This is a genomic window from Sphingomonas sp., from assembly GCF_019746665.1.
Classification (GTDB): domain Bacteria; phylum Pseudomonadota; class Alphaproteobacteria; order Sphingomonadales; family Sphingomonadaceae; genus Sphingomonas.
This window is the reverse complement of the sequence record NZ_JAIERS010000012.1, coordinates 34,905-50,474: the sequence shown is the minus strand read 5'-3', so window position 1 is coordinate 50,474 and position 15,570 is coordinate 34,905. Positions and strand designations below refer to the sequence as shown.

At 67.3% G+C, this 15,570-nt stretch carries 9 protein-coding genes; 6 read left to right on the top strand and 3 right to left on the bottom strand.

The window, feature by feature from the left end; all coding sequences use genetic code 11:
* Positions 1-50 precede the first annotated feature (50 nt).
* The 6 genes from astD (at position 51) to K2X73_RS08535 (ending at position 5,202) form a co-directional block, all read left to right on the top strand.
* Positions 51-1,460: a succinylglutamate-semialdehyde dehydrogenase gene (gene astD / locus K2X73_RS08560; protein ID WP_294110345.1), complete on the top strand. Its 1,410-nt coding sequence runs from the start codon at positions 51-53 to the stop codon at positions 1,458-1,460.
* A gap of 104 nt (positions 1,461-1,564) precedes the next feature.
* Positions 1,565-2,353, top strand: coding sequence for a uroporphyrinogen-III C-methyltransferase (gene cobA, locus K2X73_RS08555; RefSeq protein ID WP_294109975.1), 789 nt, complete (start codon positions 1,565-1,567; stop codon positions 2,351-2,353).
* The gene (locus tag K2X73_RS08550; RefSeq protein ID WP_294109974.1) at positions 2,350-2,649 is read left to right on the top strand and encodes a DUF2849 domain-containing protein; all 300 of its coding nucleotides are present in this window, start codon (positions 2,350-2,352) and stop codon (positions 2,647-2,649) included. The genes cobA and K2X73_RS08550 overlap by 4 nt, the downstream gene beginning before the upstream one ends.
* Positions 2,646-3,122, top strand: coding sequence for a hypothetical protein (locus K2X73_RS08545; protein WP_294109973.1), 477 nt, complete (start codon positions 2,646-2,648; stop codon positions 3,120-3,122). Before K2X73_RS08550 ends, K2X73_RS08545 begins: the two co-directional genes overlap by 4 nt.
* Before the next feature lie 15 nt (positions 3,123-3,137).
* Positions 3,138-4,769: a nitrite/sulfite reductase gene (locus tag K2X73_RS08540; protein WP_294109972.1), complete on the top strand. Its 1,632-nt coding sequence runs from the start codon at positions 3,138-3,140 to the stop codon at positions 4,767-4,769.
* Positions 4,762-5,202 carry a DUF934 domain-containing protein gene (locus tag K2X73_RS08535; protein WP_294109971.1) on the top strand — a complete coding sequence of 147 codons (441 nt, stop codon included), beginning with the start codon at positions 4,762-4,764 and terminating at the stop codon, positions 5,200-5,202. Before K2X73_RS08540 ends, K2X73_RS08535 begins: the two co-directional genes overlap by 8 nt.
* An 83-nt stretch (positions 5,203-5,285) precedes the next feature.
* Here K2X73_RS08535 and K2X73_RS08530 read toward each other — a convergent pair whose 3' ends face one another.
* Genes K2X73_RS08530 through K2X73_RS08520 form a run of 3 tightly spaced genes read right to left on the bottom strand, consistent with a single transcriptional unit; the run spans position 5,286 to position 15,478 of the window.
* Entirely contained in the window at positions 5,286-6,218 is a 933-nt protein-coding gene (locus K2X73_RS08530) for an acetyl-CoA carboxylase carboxyltransferase subunit alpha (RefSeq protein ID WP_294109969.1), read from the bottom strand.
* A complete protein-coding gene (locus K2X73_RS08525) occupies positions 6,215-9,940 on the bottom strand; it encodes an SDR family oxidoreductase (protein ID WP_294109968.1) in 3,726 nt (1,241 codons plus the stop codon). Before K2X73_RS08525 ends, K2X73_RS08530 begins: the two co-directional genes overlap by 4 nt.
* A 42-nt stretch (positions 9,941-9,982) precedes the next feature.
* A complete protein-coding gene (locus tag K2X73_RS08520) occupies positions 9,983-15,478 on the bottom strand; it encodes an AMP-binding protein (protein WP_294109966.1) in 5,496 nt (1,831 codons plus the stop codon).
* Positions 15,479-15,570 lie beyond the last annotated feature (92 nt).

Here is a 15,570-nt window from a genome sequence, read left to right as displayed (position 1 = left end):
CAAGCCCCCCTGCGCTGGGGCAAAGCGCGTTGCCTGAGAGGACGGGGATGCTGGGACAGGAAATCGTATCGACCGAACCGGCGACGGGGGCGCTGGTGTGGCGCGGGCTGCCGGGCAATGTCGATGAGGAAATAGGTCGTGCTCGGGCAAGCTGGGCCGGCTGGGCCGCGCAACCCCTCGCTTACCGGCTCGAGGCGCTGCGCCGCTTCGCTAATGTCGTGCGCAGCCATTACGATGCCTTCGCCGAACTTATCGCGCGTGAGGCGGGCAAGCCGCTGTGGGAGGCCAAGACCGAAGTCGACGCGGTTATGGCGAAGGTCAATATCTCTGCCACCGCCTATGCCGAACGCACCCCGCAACGGCGGATGGACAGCCAGGCGGGCCGCGTCGCGCTGCGCCACAAGCCGCATGGCGTGCTCGCGGTGCTGGGGCCATACAATTTCCCCGCCCATCTGCCCAACGGCCATATCGTCCCTGCCTTGCTCGCCGGCAACGCGGTGGTGTTCAAGCCGTCGGAGAAGACCCCGGCAGTTGGCGCCTTCCTCGTCAAATGCTTTCACGAGGCGGGCGTGCCCGAAGGCGTGCTGCGTGTGCTGATCGGCGGGCCGGCCGAGGGCAAGGCGCTCGCTGCGCATCCCGATATCGACGGGCTGCTGTTCACCGGCTCGGCGCGCACCGGCATCGCGCTCAACCGCGCCTTCGCCGACAAGCCCGAGAAGATCCTGGCGCTGGAGATGGGCGGCAACAACCCGATCGTGGTTTGGGACGCGCCCGATCTTGCCTCGGCGGCGGTGCTGATCGTGCAATCTGCCTTCACCACCGCCGGCCAGCGCTGCACCGCCGCGCGGCGGCTGATCGTCGACGAACGTCTCCACCAGCCCTTGCTGGGCGAACTGACCAAGCTGCTCGACCGGATGATTATCGGCGCGCCGCTCGATAATCCGCAGCCCTTCATGGGCCCGGTGATCGACAACGAGGCGGCCGACCTGCTGCAGGAAAGCTTTCTCGAGCTCATGTCGCGCGGCGGGCGGCCGCTGCGCCACATGCTGCGGCCAGACGACAACCTCCCCTTCCTCACCCCCGGGCTGATCGACGTGAGCGAGATGAATGATCGCCCCGATGTCGAGCTGTTCGGCCCGGTGCTCCAGATCACCCGGGTGAACGCGTTCGAGGACGCGATCGTCGAGGCAAACAATACCCGCTACGGCCTATCCGCCTCGCTCATCAGCCAAGACCCGGCGCTGTACGACCAGTTCTGGGCCAATGCCCGCGCCGGGATCGTCAACTGGAACAAGCCGACCAATGGCGCGGCGTCGAACGCGCCGTTCGGTGGGGTTGGCTGGTCGGGCAATCACCGGCCAAGCGCCTATTACGCGGCGGATTACTGCGCCTACCCAGTGGTCTCGTCCGAGGCGGAACAGGCGCGCGCGCTGATCGGGATCGGCCTGCGCGACGGGTGAGCTTCGGGGCTTCCTATCGTAAAGCTCGCACGAAAGTTTCGCTTCGCCGCCGCCAACCCAAGCTTGGATTGCCTCGCCACGTCCCCGGGCGCATCCCCCCGGCCATGGCGACTCTGCTCGATCCGGCCGCGCGCGGGCGCGCGATTCTCGTTGGCGCCGGCCCTGGCGACCCCGATCTGCTGACGCTGCGCGCGGTGCGGGCGCTCGCGAGCGCCGATGTGCTGGTGCATGATGGGCTGGTCGATCAGCGCGTGCTCGATCTCGCACCCGCTAGCGCGCATCGCATCTCGGTCGCCAAGCGGCGCGCGCGGCACACCTTGCCGCAGGAATCGATCAACGCGCTGATCGTCGCGCATGTTCGCGCGGGCGACATCGTCGTGCGGCTGAAGGGCGGCGACCCTTTCATCTTCGGGCGCGGCGGCGAGGAGGTCGAAGCGGTGCGCGCCGCTGGCCTCCCGGTCGAGGTGATCCCCGGCGTTTCGGCGGCGCTCGGCTGCGCGGCGGAAGCGATGCTGCCCCTCACCCACCGCGGCTATGCGAGCGCAGTGAGCTTCGTGGCGGGCCAGTGCCAGGGGTTGAACGAGCAGAATTGGGCGGGCCTTGCTGGGCAGGGGCGCACGCTCGTCATCTATATGGGCGTCGCGAGCGCGGCGCAGATCGCCGACAAGCTGATCGCCGATGGGGTCGCGCCCGATATGCCGGTCGCGGTGCTCGAACGCGGTACGCTGCCGGGCGCCCGGGCGATGAAGACCCTGCTCGCCGATCTGGGGGCGATGGTGACGCGGATGGCGATCGGCAGCCCGGCGGTGATCGTGGTTGGCGAAGTGGTCGAACTGTCCGACGCCGCCGATGCGCTGGCGCACTGGGCGCGGGTGGCGGAGGGGGCGGCATGAAGCTGTTGACGGGGCAGGATTTAGCGAGTGGCGACGTGATCTGGTGGGCGGGCGACGGCTGGTCGCGGCTGGTTCAGGACGCGGTCGATGTCGGCGATACCGGCGACGCGATCGCCAAGCGCGAAGAAGGCGCCCGCCGTGTGAACGTGCCTTATCTGATCGACGCGACCCGCGAGGCCGACGGCCATATCCGCCCCGCGCACATCAAGGACCGGGTGCGCGCGCTGGGGCCGACCGTGCGGCCGGACCTGACGCTGAAGCCCGCCGATACCGATGCGGGCGCTTGGGTGATATGAACGGCCCGCTCCTGCCACTCGCCGCGCTCGTGCTCGCGGCCCAAGCTGCGACCGCGGCCGAGGCCGAACTCGCCACCCCGACGGCCGCCACGCAACCGGCGACGCGCCACATCACGCAAACCTATCTGCGCGCGCAGCCCGGCAAGCGCGCCGCGTTGATCGAGTATATCAAGCGTAACTGGTTCGCGATGGACCGCATCGGCATCGCGCGTGGGCTGTTCACCAGCTATTCGCTGCTCGAGCGCGCGGAGGGCGATGAAGCCGACTGGGATGTGATCGTGATGGTCGGCTATCCGACGCCCGAGGGGCATGACGCGCCCGGCGTCGCCGAGGCATTCCGCGCGATCCGCGCCGCGCACCGCGAAGAGAAGATCGACGGGCTTGGCTTCGCCCAACTGGGGGTTATCGTCCGCCATTATCCGCTGGTCGTCGCCGACCAGAGCGATGGGGCGCCCGCCGCCCGCCTCAATTGAACGAAGGCCCGACTCATGTACCAATATGACCAATATGATCAGGCGATCGTCGACGCGCGGGTCGAGGAGTTTCGCGATCAGGTGAAACGCCGCTTGGCGGGCGCGCTGTCGGAAGACCAGTTCAAGCCGCTTCGGCTGATGAACGGCCTGTACCTGCAACTCCACGCCTATATGCTGCGCGTCGCGATCCCCTATGGCACGCTTTCGGGCAAGCAGATGCGGATGCTCGCCGACATCGCCGAGCGCTATGATCGCGGCTATGGCCATTTCACCACGCGCCAGAACATCCAGTATAACTGGATCAAGCTGAGCGAAGCGCCCGACATTCTCGCCGATCTCGCCAGCGTCGAGATGCACGCCATCCAGACGAGCGGCAATTGCATCCGCAACATCAGCTCGGACCAGTTCGCGGGCGCCGCCGCCGATGAGGTCGCCGATCCGCGCCCCTGGGCCGAATTGCTGCGCCAATGGAGCAGCTTCCACCCCGAATTCAGCTATTTGCCGCGCAAGTTCAAGATCGCGGTGATCGCGAGCGACGAGGATCGCGCCGCGATGCGGCTGCACGATATCGGCATCCAGCTGGTGCGCCGCGATGGCGAACTGGGCGCCCGCGTCTTCGTCGGCGGCGGGATGGGGCGCACGCCGATGATCGCGGTGGAGATCAAGGACTTCGTTCCCGCGACCGAGTTGCTGAGCTATCTGGAAGCGTGCCTGCGTGTCTACAACCGCTACGGCCGGCGGGACAATATCTACAAGGCGCGGATCAAGATCCTGATCCACGAACTCGGCGCGGAGGAATATCGCCGCCAGGTGGAGGCGGAATTTGCCCGGCTGCGCCACGAGGGCATCGATCCGCCGCTCGCCGAGCTCGAGCGGATCAGCGCTTTCTTCGCCCCGCCCGCGTTCGAAACCGGCTTGAGCGACGCGATTGACCTAAACGACCCCGATTTCGCCGACTGGGCGCGCCAGAATGTCAGCGCGCATCAGGCACCCGGCTATGCGATCGCGACCATCAGCCTGAAGCCCGTGGGGGGCATCCCCGGCGATGCCTCGGCCGAGCAGATGCGCGTCGTCGCCGACCTCGCCGAGCGTTATTCCTTCGACGAGGTGCGGGTGACTCATGCGCAGAATCTCGTCCTGCCGCATGTCCGCAAGGCCGACCTGCCGGCCTTGTTCGCGGCACTCGCCGCAGCGGGGCTCGCGACCGCCAATCTCGACCTGATCAGCGACATCATCGCCTGCCCGGGGCTCGATTATTGCAGCCTCGCGAACGCCCGCTCGATCCCGGTCGCGCAGAAGATCGCGCAGCGTTTCGCCGACCTTGATCGCCAGCGCACGCTCGGCGAGCTGAAGCTGAAGATCAGCGGCTGTATCAACGCCTGCGGCCATCATCACGCCGGGCACATTGGCATCCTGGGCGTCGACCGCAAAGGTACCGAGAATTACCAGCTTCTCCTCGGGGGATCGGGCGCGGAGGATGTGTCGCTTGGGCGGATCACCGGGCCAGGCTTCGACGAGGACGGCATTGTCGACGCGGTCGAGCGCGTCACCGACCTGTACGTCCAAGCGCGTGAGGACGGCGAGCGCTTCATCGACACCTATCGCCGGCTGGGGTTCGAGCCGTTCAAGGAGGCGATCTATGGCTGATACGCTACTGCGCTTGCGCGACGACGAGCCGCAAGAAGAGCCGGCGATCACGCTCGATGCCTTTCTCGCCGGCCAGAACAACGCGACCGCGGTGCGGATCGAGGCTGGCGACGATGCCCGGGCGCTGATTCCGGCGCTCGATCGCCTCGCGCTGATCGAGGTGAGCTTCCCCAGCTTTCGTGACGGGCGCGGCTATTCGGCGGCGCGCATCCTGCGCGAGGCAGGCTATGCCGGCGAGCTGCGCGCGGCGGGGGACGTGCTGGTCGATCAGATCGCCTTCATGCGCCGCTGCGGGTTCGACAGTTTCGCGCCGGAAAGCCCGGTCGATGCCGCGACGCTCGCGGCTAGTCTGACGCGCTACGAGCATGTCTATCAGAGCGCGGCTGATGCGCGGGTGCCGGTATGGCAGCTGCGGCATGGCTGCGCTGCTTGACGCTGCTTGCTCGCGCTGAGTTCGCCGAAGAAAGTGAACGGCGATAGCTTCTTCGCTGCAAGGGGAGGTTCGTTCTCAGTCCCCTATAGCCGTCCCATCGCCAGGAAACGCTGCCGCCGCTCGACCCGGCGCGCCTCCAGAGTGAGCGCGCGCAACGCCTGCAACTCCTCGCCCAGCGCGATGCCCAGCCGTTTGATCGCCACCCCCGGCTGGCGGTGCGCGCCGCCCACGGGCTCGTAAACGATCCGGTCGATCACTTTCAGCCGCAGCAGATCGGCGGCGGTGATCCGCATCGCCTCGGCGGCATCTGGCGCGCGTTCGGCTGAACGCCACAGGATCGAGGCGCAGCCTTCGGGGCTGATCACCGAATAGACCGCGTGCTCGAACATCAGCACTCGGTCCCCGGCCGCGAGCGCGACCGCGCCGCCCGATCCGCCTTCGCCCGTAATCACCGCGATCAGCGGGCTCGCCACGCCCAGGCAACGCTCGGTCGCGCGCGCGATCGCCTCGGCCTGGCCACGCGCCTCGGCGTCGATCCCCGGAAAGGCGCCCGGGGTATCGACCAAGGTGATCACCGGCAGGCCAAACCGGTCGGCAAGATCGAGCAGGCGGATCGCCTTGCGATAGCCCTCGGGCCGCGCCATGCCGAAGTTGTGCTTGAGCCGCGCGGCGGTATCGCGGCCCTTGGCGTTGCCGATCACCATCACCGGCCGCCCCTGGAACCGCGCGAGCCCACCGATCAGCGCCGGATCGTCGGCGAAGGCACGGTCGCCGCCCAGCGGCATGAAGTCATCGAACAGTCCGGCGATGAAATCGTGGATTTGCGGTCGCTTGGGATGGCGCGCGACCAGCGTGCGCTGCCACGGCGTGAGCTGGGCATAAGTGTAATCGAGCAGCCGCTCGGCGCGTTCCTCTAGCTGGCGCCCCTCGACCTCGGGCGCCCCTTCGGCACGCAGTTCGGCCGCCCGCCGCTCAAGCGCCTCGATCGCCTTTTCGAAGGGCAGATAGTCGCTCACACCGTCATCGACATCCCGCGATAGATGCGCGCACGGTAGCGCGAGTCCTCGGCATCGGGAAGCGGCGCGCCGAGCAGCAACACCGCACGGGCGAAGCGCTTCACTTCCTCCAGATGCTCGTCGAGATCGCGTGGCTCTTCGGAACGGACGCGGCGGGTTAGGTTGATCTGGTTGACGGGCACGTCGTGCACCAGCCGCTCATTCTCAACCGCCAGCGTCGCGGTGAAGGCGTGGAGCGTCGTCTTGATGAAATTGGCGAGCGCGAAGGCCGGGCTGGTATCGCCCATCGGCACATCGGGGGAAGTGAGCACCAGTTGGCAGCCGTCATAGAGCGATGCCTTCCGCGCGACCCGGAATTGCTGCGTCAGGTTGGCGGCGACCACCCCACGGAACGCCTCGGGCGTCAGCGGCGCGTCGAGCGCGAATAACTGCTGCGGCAGCGGTTCGGCGGGGGTGGAGAGGATCGTGGTCGGCCTTCCCCATTGCACCAGGGCCGAATCCATCGCGACCTCGATCGCATCGCCGTAGACCATCGTTTCGACCGCCCCTTCGGGAAGATCGTCAAGCTGGGCCTCGATCGCCGACAAGCCGCCGGGGCTCGCCGCCATCAGGACCACACGCGCGACATGGCAATCGCTGACGAAGGCGCGCGCCACCTCGGCCAGGTAATCGGTGAGATGCTCGCCGATCACCCACACGGTGCGGCCGCGCATCTGATCGAGCCGCTCCTGCTTCGGCCCACCGAACAGCTCGCGCTCGGTGGTCGAGCGTTCGACTGACAGCCCGCCCGAGGGCATGAAGGTCTCGCCCGACACCGCCCGGTCGGCCAGGAAGAACACGGTCGCCTGGGCCACGTCGGTTTCCGTCGGCATCTTGCCGAGATAAAGCTGCGAGAGCACGCCGCCGCCGACCTTCTTCGCCTCGATCGCGATGCGCTCGGCGGGCAGGAAGGGCGCGTCATCGGGCGGGGTGCGGAGCAGCCAATCGCTGTTGGCCTCCTTGGTATCGGGGCGATCGGACCAGCCGGGCGCGTCGAGCAGATAGCCGGCTTGCCGGAGTCGCGACACCAGCCGCGCGGCGATGGCGGGGGTCAGCAGATAGCGATCCCAGCTGCAGACCCCGTCGCCCTCGCGGGCGCATGCAAGCGCCAGATCGCGCAGTTCGCGGGGGTTGTTGGGATCGTGCGACATCCGCACCGTATCGTTGCGCGACAGGCGGGAGAGGACCGCCTCCACCCTTATCCCGCGGCGCAGCGCCTTGACGACGGCCGCATGGACCGCGTTCAGCCGCTTGTTTTCGAGAATGAGCTTGCCCCGCCGCTCGAACAGTCCGGGCTTACCGCCGGTTCCCGCGAGCCGATCGCCATCGACCGGACCCGGCGCGATCGCGTTGAACTGGATTTCCGGCCCGAGATAACGCGCCATCGACTCGACCATCGCGCGCTGCCCCGATTTCGAGACCGCGTAATCGGCACGGTTGGGATATGCCACCGCCAGATATTTCTCGCCCCCGAAATAGGACGAGACGTTGAGGATATAGCCCGATCCCTGCGCCTTCATCAGCGGCACGACATCGTGGATCAGCAGGAAATTGCTGATGAGGTTGGCGTCGAGGGTATAGTTCCAGGCGTCGACGCTCATATCGACGACCATTTCCTCGGCACCCGCGACGCCGGCATTGTTGATTAGATAATCGATCCGCCCGAACGCCTTGATCGTCGCCTGGACCGCTTTTCGCAGCGAAGTGAAGTCGCTGACGTCGACATTCGCCATCGTCTGCACCCGCCGCTCGACGCCCGCGAAGCCGATATCCTCCAGTTCGCTCACGATCCGGGCGCGCGCGACCGCCAGTTCGCTTTCGCGCCGGGCGACCATCATCACCTTGCCGCCCGCGAGCGCCAACAGCCGCGCGACCTGGCCGCCAATCCCCGCCGAACCGCCGGTGATGAGCGCCACCTTGCCAAGATGCAGCCCGGTGATATTCTCGCTGAACCCCGGCATCGCGTTGCGCGCGCCGGTCGCCTCGCCGATGCTGCTTGGCAGATAGAGCGTCACATCGCGGATCTTGCTTTCCTTCAGCAGGATGCGGGCGGCGTGGCCGGCGGTGAAGCGGATATTTTCGGCCTCGCCGTTGGTGAAGCGGACGATCTGGTTCCCCCATTCGGCCTGACGGCGCCGGCCATGCGCGACGTCGATCTCGGACTCGTCGCGCCACACCCGGATCAGCTGCTCGACACCGGCGCGCAGCATGTTCGCGTAGACATCGCCGCGCCCGTCGCTCGCGTTCGAGACGAAGGCGAAGCGCGGTGGCTGGAGCAGCCGGTCGTGGCGCTTCCAATAGCGGCTCATCGTGCGGGCGAGCGCGATCGCGCCGGTCAGCTCGATGTCGAGGAAACGGTCGACCATCTCGCGTTCCGCGCCCACCAGACTGCCCTGCACTTCCTCGGGCGCGAGCGCCGGCAGGAACAGCGCGGCGGTGATCGGCATCTGTTCGGCGGTGTAATCCTCCAGTGCCTTTTCCATCGCCGCTGGCTCGGTACGGTTGAAGCGGACGATCGTCAGCTTGTCACCAATCCCTTCGGCCTTGGCGCGCGCCTGGGCGATCGCGACATCGGCTTGGCGCGCGAGCCCGAGCAACACCTGGGCGCCGCAGCCAATCTGGACGCGAGCGATCTCCAGCGCGTCTTCCCAACCATCGCCGGCGACCATCAGCACCGCGAGGCCGGTGCCGTCCATCGAGCGCATCGTCGGGCGCGAGAGATAGGTCGAGCGCTGCTCCTTGCGCACGGTCATACCGTGCGTCACCTCGAAATCATGGCCGTTATAGGCGGCGGACTCGTCGCTGCCGAGAAACACGCAGGTCGCGGCGATATCGTCTGGCGTCGGGAAGGTTTTCGCGCGCGCATTCCCGCCGGTCGCGCGCTCCAGCGACATCATGTCAAAGAATTGGGTGGCGGTGGTGCCCGGCTCGTCGCCGCGCATCTTGTCCATCGTCGCGAACACGCTGCGGATGCGCTCGCTTTCGATCGGGCCGGGATAAACGAGGTTCACCCGCACCCCGCGCGGCCCCAGCTCCAGCGACAATTCGCGCGACCAGGCATTGAGCGCCGCCTTGGGCACGACATAGGCGGTGCGCGCATAATAGGGCGTGCGCGAAAAGATGGTCGAGACGTTGATGATCGACCCACCCTCGATCATCGCCGGCGCCGCCTCGCGCGCGACATGCCACGCGACGCCGAGCAGGCTGCGCATCGCGTCGCCCACGGTCTCAGCGTCGGTTGAGCCAGATTTCTGGAGCGCGGCGAGTTCGGCGGCGTCGAGCGGCAGCGCTTCGAGCGGCTGCTTCGGCCCGGCCGAGCCGGCATTGTTCACCAGAATGTCGATCCGCCCGAACCGCTCGACCACCTCGGCGATCGCCGCGCGGACCGAGGCCGGATCGGCGCCGTCGAGAGTCACCGTCGCCAGCTGGTCCGATGCGATCCCCAGTTCGACACGGATTGCCTGCGCGGCGGCATCGGTACGGCTGGGCGTACGCCCGGTCATCACCACTGTGGCGCCTTCGGCGAGATAGCGGCGAACGATATAGCCGCCGATATTGCCCGCCGCGCCCGTGACGACCGCGATTTTGCCCGCAAGCCGACCGGCGGGAGAGAGCGCCGCGTCCATCGGCGCCGCCTTGGTCTTGGGCTTCGCCGCGCGCTCGGCGATCGTGCTTTTGGCCATGCTGGTCTCCGGGCTTGGGGGTGTCAGGGGGCGCGGCTGCGCTCAATCGGGCGGGGTGCTTTCCTGCGCCGCCCACATTTCGAGCAGCTCGTCACGGCTGCGCAGGCCAAGCGCGGGGAGCGCGTGGTTGACAACATAAGTCGCGCCGGCATGGACATTGTCCCACATCGCCTGATGAGCTTGCGGCAACTCGTTCCAGGCGACGACGCTCGGCTCGGTTACCTCGAGCAGGCCGGCGGCGATCATGTCGTTCATGCGCGCGACTTCATAGGCGTTGCACAGATGGGTGCCGAGGATCGACGCGGTCGGCATCAGGATCTTGCGTTGACGCGTCCACACCTGGGGGGCGTAGAAGGTGAAGCGGCGCCCTTGCAGATCTTCGGCGAAGACGACGCGGCCGGTGAAGGGTTTAACCAGCGAGGTCGAGACGCCAAGCGTATCCTGCCCCGCGCGCTCGAAGATAAGATCGGGCGCGCCACGCGGATTGTCGGCCGAGCGCAGGATGCGACCGACCGCGCCGCCGAACGGCTTCATCACCCGATCCTGATAATCGCGGACCGCCGCCTTGAAGCGATCGATATCGGCCTTGGCGTCGGGCAGGCGTGGCATGGTATCGGGCCACAGGAAATTGCCGCCCTCGGTCCGCCGGATCGTCTCGAGGCTGACGATGCCCTCGATCGCCTCCTCCAGCCCTAGCGATTGCAGGAACTCCCGCTGGCCATCGGTGGTGGTGGCGACCACACTGCGCGCGTTGAAGCGGCGCGCGGCCTCGATAATCTCCAGCCCCATTTGGTCGAGTAGCTCGGTCGAGCCGGGGCCGTAATAGAGCAGCACCGCCTCGCCGCCGCGCAAGCTTGCATGGCGCAGCATCTCCTCCGGGCTCGCAGCCCCCGGCTTGCCCATGAAGCTGAAGTGATAGCCCGACGAAGCGCCATAGAAGGCAAGCGTCCCTCCTTCGGCGAGCAGCTGGAAGCTGCGCGGGAAGGCGGTTTCGCCCGCATGGCTCACGACATAATCGGCGAGCGCCCCGTCGTTGAGCGCGCGATAGGCGGCGATGAGCGGCGCGCCCGCTGCCTCCCACACCCGCGCTTCGGCTACGTTCTCGGGCACAACCGTGAACAAGGCGGCGAGCGCGGGATCCTTGCGGTTGATCGCTCCGACTGCCCCCTGCCCCGCGACGAACTCCGCACGCTCGGGCGAGGAGACGAGCCCGGTCACCTGCAACCCGGTCCGCACCGCGCTGCGCAGTGCATCAAGACCAGTCCCGGTCGCCGATCCTTCGACGAACAGCCGTCGCCCCGGCGCGATCTTCAAGGTGGTGAACAGGCAGCGCGCCACAGTGCCCAGGTTCAGCACATAGCTCCCCGCCTGCTCCAGCGTGAGATCGGGCGGGATGGCGTGCATCTGCGGCGCCTGCACGCTCAGGAACTGCGCATGGCTGCCGGTTTCGGTCTCATAGCCCTGGATCGAGAAATCGGCGAACATCGGATCATTGCCGACCTGGGGGGAGAGCAGATCATTGGTGCCCGAATAGACCGTCACCAAATCGCCGACCTTCACCCGCCCCTCGGCGCGTGCCTCGCTGCCGAGCGCTGCGACGAGCGCGATGCCGCCCGATCCGGTGATCTGCACATCCTCTTCATGCGCGTCGAACGGCGAGACGGGGATGCCGGTCAGCGCCCAGATGTCGTTGAAGTTCACCTCGCTCGTCAGCATGTAGAGCAGGGCTTCGTTGGGCGCCGGTTCAGGCACTTTCACGATCAGTTCATGCTCATGGGTGGCGGGCGGGCCGAAGCGCGGCGCGCCGGTATCGGGATCGCGCGCGACGCCAAAGGCATATTGCCAGGCCGGGATCGGAGTGACGCCAGGGTAGAAGGGCGCGCCCACCGGCAGCAATTCGCCCGCCGCCTGCAGCGCCGCGCCGCGCGGGGCGTGTTCGGCGTCGATCCACACCCCGTCGCGTCGCACCGGCAGCGGCGGGCTCACCTTGTCGATGAACTGGCGGATGCCGGTCTTGCCGCCCTGCGGATCGACGATCGCCTCGGCGAACAGCCGCGCCTCTCGCGCGAGTCCTGCGGCCATGCCATGCGCCAGCCCGGTCCGCACTGCATCGAGCGCGCGCGCGCCTGCTTCCCCCCTTCCGGCCCAATCGAGTTGGCGGAGGATACGCTGCAAGAAGCCGTCCTCCAGCACCATATCGAGGGATGCTTCAGAAGCCGTTTCCCATTCGCGGGTCGCCGCTTGCCGCGCAGCATAAGCTTTGCCGAGCGCACTGTTCGTGCCTTCGCGCACATAATCCCGAACCAGCGCATGGGCCTCCGCGAGCGCATCCCGCCGGCCATCGACCAACATATCGATCAACCCGATTTGCTGCGCCTTTGCTGCATCGATGCTGCGGCCGCCCAGGATCAGATCGAGCGCATCGCGCAAGCCCTCCGCTCCACGCCGATCGAGCAGCAGGCGCGGCAGGCGCTGGGTGCCGCCATAACCGGGGAGCAGCCGCAGCCTGATTTCAGGCTGGCCGAAGCGCGCGGTCGGCTCGGCGACGCGGTAGTGGCAGGCCAGCGCGAACTCCATCCCGCCGCCGAGCGCCACGCCTTGCACTGCGGCGATGCATGGCTTGCCCATCGTCTCGATCTTGCGGAAGGCGAGCTGGGCGTTGTTGGGCAGCACCATCGCCTCGTCGAGGCTATGGATTTCCTCCAGCATCTGGCGGATGTCGGCGCCCGCGACGAACGAACTGGTGCCTTGGCCCGTGAACACCACCGCGACAACATCGTCCTTGCGCGACAGATGCTCGACGACGATCACCAGCTCGTCGATCGCGCGCTCGTTGAGCGCGTTGACCGGCGGGTTGGTGACGGTGACGGTCGCCACCCGCTTGCCCGGCGCGACCTGATTATACTGCACGAGGAAGTAGCGGTAGCGATCGAACAGCGCCTGGTTCTCGGCGAGCTGCTGACGGCGTTGCCAGCGCTCGATCGCGGATTTAATCTCGACGAGCGCCTCGGGATTACGCAGCGTCGTCGCGTCGCCCACCGCGCCGCCTTCGACCAGCGCACGCACCATGCGGCGCATATATTTGCCGCTGCGCGTCTCGGGGAATTGCGACACCTCGATAATGTCCGAAGGCACCGCGACCGCGCCTTTCTCGGTGCGGACCAGCTCGAACAGCCTGCGCTTGTCGTCGAGCGTCAGCTTGCGCCCCGCGACCGGTACCACGAAAGCGAGCGGGGTAAGCCCCTTTTCGCGGTGCGGGGCGCCGACCACCAGCACATTGCCGACAGGTGAGTCGGGATCGAGCGCCTTGTCGCGCAGGATCGCGCCCTCGATCTCCTCGGTGCCCATCCGGTGGCCCGAGACATTGATCACATCGTCACTGCGGCCGTGGAAGCTGAATGATCCGCCCGCATGGCGCACCGCGAAATCGCCCTGGGTATAGGCCCAGGCGCCGCGCCAGCGCCGCCAATAGCCGCCGGCCCAACGCTCGGCATCGCCACGCCAGCCCGCGGCGACGGCGCCGTCGCTTACCTTGAAATTGGCGGCGTCGCCCCAGATCGTGCGGGCGAGATAGGGATAGGGCACGGTGATGACGACATCGCCCTTCTCCCCCGTCTCAGCCGGCCGCCAAGCCGTCCCCTCGCCTTCATGCCGCGCGAAAGGCGCCGCTGCAGGGGCGGCCGCCTCATCCTCCACCCATACGTCGCCAACGATCCAGGGCAGCGGATAGGCATGGGCATTGGCTTCGAGCGGGAAATCGGCGTTCCCATAAAAATGGGTCCAGGCGATGCCGCCATGCTCGGTCGCCCAATAGCTGTTGATATACTGCTGCACGACATGCGCCATCCCGAACGCCTGAACAGCCGGCGAGGTGGGCTCGGCGCAGAAGGTCGCGACGCGCAAACTCGACAGGTCGTATCGCTCGATATCGGCAAGATTGGCGGGGTCGGCCATCACCGACTTTAGAAACGTGACGCCGGCCTTGAAGATGCTCACCCGGTGCCGCTCGATCATCGCGGCGAAGCGCCCCGCATGGGGAAAGACGGGCGATCCTTCGGACACCAGGCTCGTCACCCGCGTCAGCAACGCGGCGGCGATCATATAGCTTTGGCCGGTGATCCAACCCGGATCGGCCACGACATACATCGTATCGCCCGGCCGGGCGTCGAACGCGACCCGCATCGTGTGCGCGATGCCGGCGGAATAGCCGCCATGGACATGCACCACGCCCTTGGGCTTCCCCGTCGAGCCCGAGGTGTAGATGAAGAACATCGGGAATTCGGCATCGACCGGCAGCGGCTTGGAACTCGCCCAGATAGCGCGGACGAAATCGCGATCGTCGAGCGCCAGCATATCGGCCTGGCTTTCCACCGCGAAACCGGCGGCGCGGGCTGCCGCGAGAATGTCGCCAAGCGCTTCGGCGGTCAGCGCGTGCGCCCAATGGTCACGCTCCTCGCGCCAGATCACATCGCCCTGGCCGGTGTGGCGGACGACGATCACCGCTTCAACCCGGGGCGGCAGCGTGACCAACGCCGAGGCGATCGCGATGCGCAGCCGCGCCGCGTCGGCCGCGCTCAGCCGCCCGTCCTTGCCAAGCGCCGCCAGCGCCCGCCCGACCCCGCGCATGATGTCCGATCGCTCGACCGTCACTTCGCCGGCAAGCGTTTCGGCGACGGTCGCGCGGATCCGCTCGGCGTCTTCCTCGGCCAAACCAAGATCAAGCTCGGCGAGTACCGTCAAAGCGGTGGCGACCGGCACGAAATTATCCAGCGCCGGATCGGTATAGGCGTTCTTGAACGCGGCGACCTGCGCATTGCGATAGCTGCCGTCGGAGGTGACGATCACTTTCGCGCCGGCGTCGCAGATACGGTCCGAAAGCGTCTTGTCGCTGAACCCGCCGAACACCGCCGTATAGACGACGCCGAGCCGCTTGGCGCCTTCGGTCCAGAAGATTTGCGGCATGATGCTCGGCATGTTGAGCACCAGCCGATCGCCGGGCTTCAGCCCGAGCTTAGCGAGCGCCAGCGCGCACTTGACGCTTTCGAGCAGCAACTGCTTGCGCGAGACGGTGAAGCAATCGACCGGCGCCCCCCGTCCCCCCTCGGCCGCCATGTCCCAGCGGTCGCCCTCGAAGATCAGCGCGGTCTCGGCACCGTGCCCGGCAAGCACATGACGATCGACCTCGTTGAACGCACCATTGGTGCGCGCCCCCGTGAACCAGCGCCAGTGCGGCGCGTCGCTTGCATCGAATGCGTTAGTCCACGGGGCGAAACCGATGGGAAGATCAGGGGCGACGGGCGCGCCCGTGCCGGCATCCCATCCGCGCCACGTTCCGTCCGCATCGCGCTGCAGCCAGGCATCGCCCACGCGCCAATGCAGCGCCTCGGCCGCGATCGCACCGTGGAACGCGCCCGGATCGGCGAGGACGGCGGCGCGCATCGCCTCCCAATCGGCGCGCGTGCGCACAGGATTAGTCAGAGCGACCGGCGCCTTATCGGCGCTTGCGTGCAGCGTTTCGGGCGCGAGATCAGCCGACATGGCGCGCGCTCCGAGCGATCAACGCGGCACGATAACGCGACACCCAGGGAAAAATGCGGGCCAAGGCCATACAGTCCCACTCCATCGGTAGA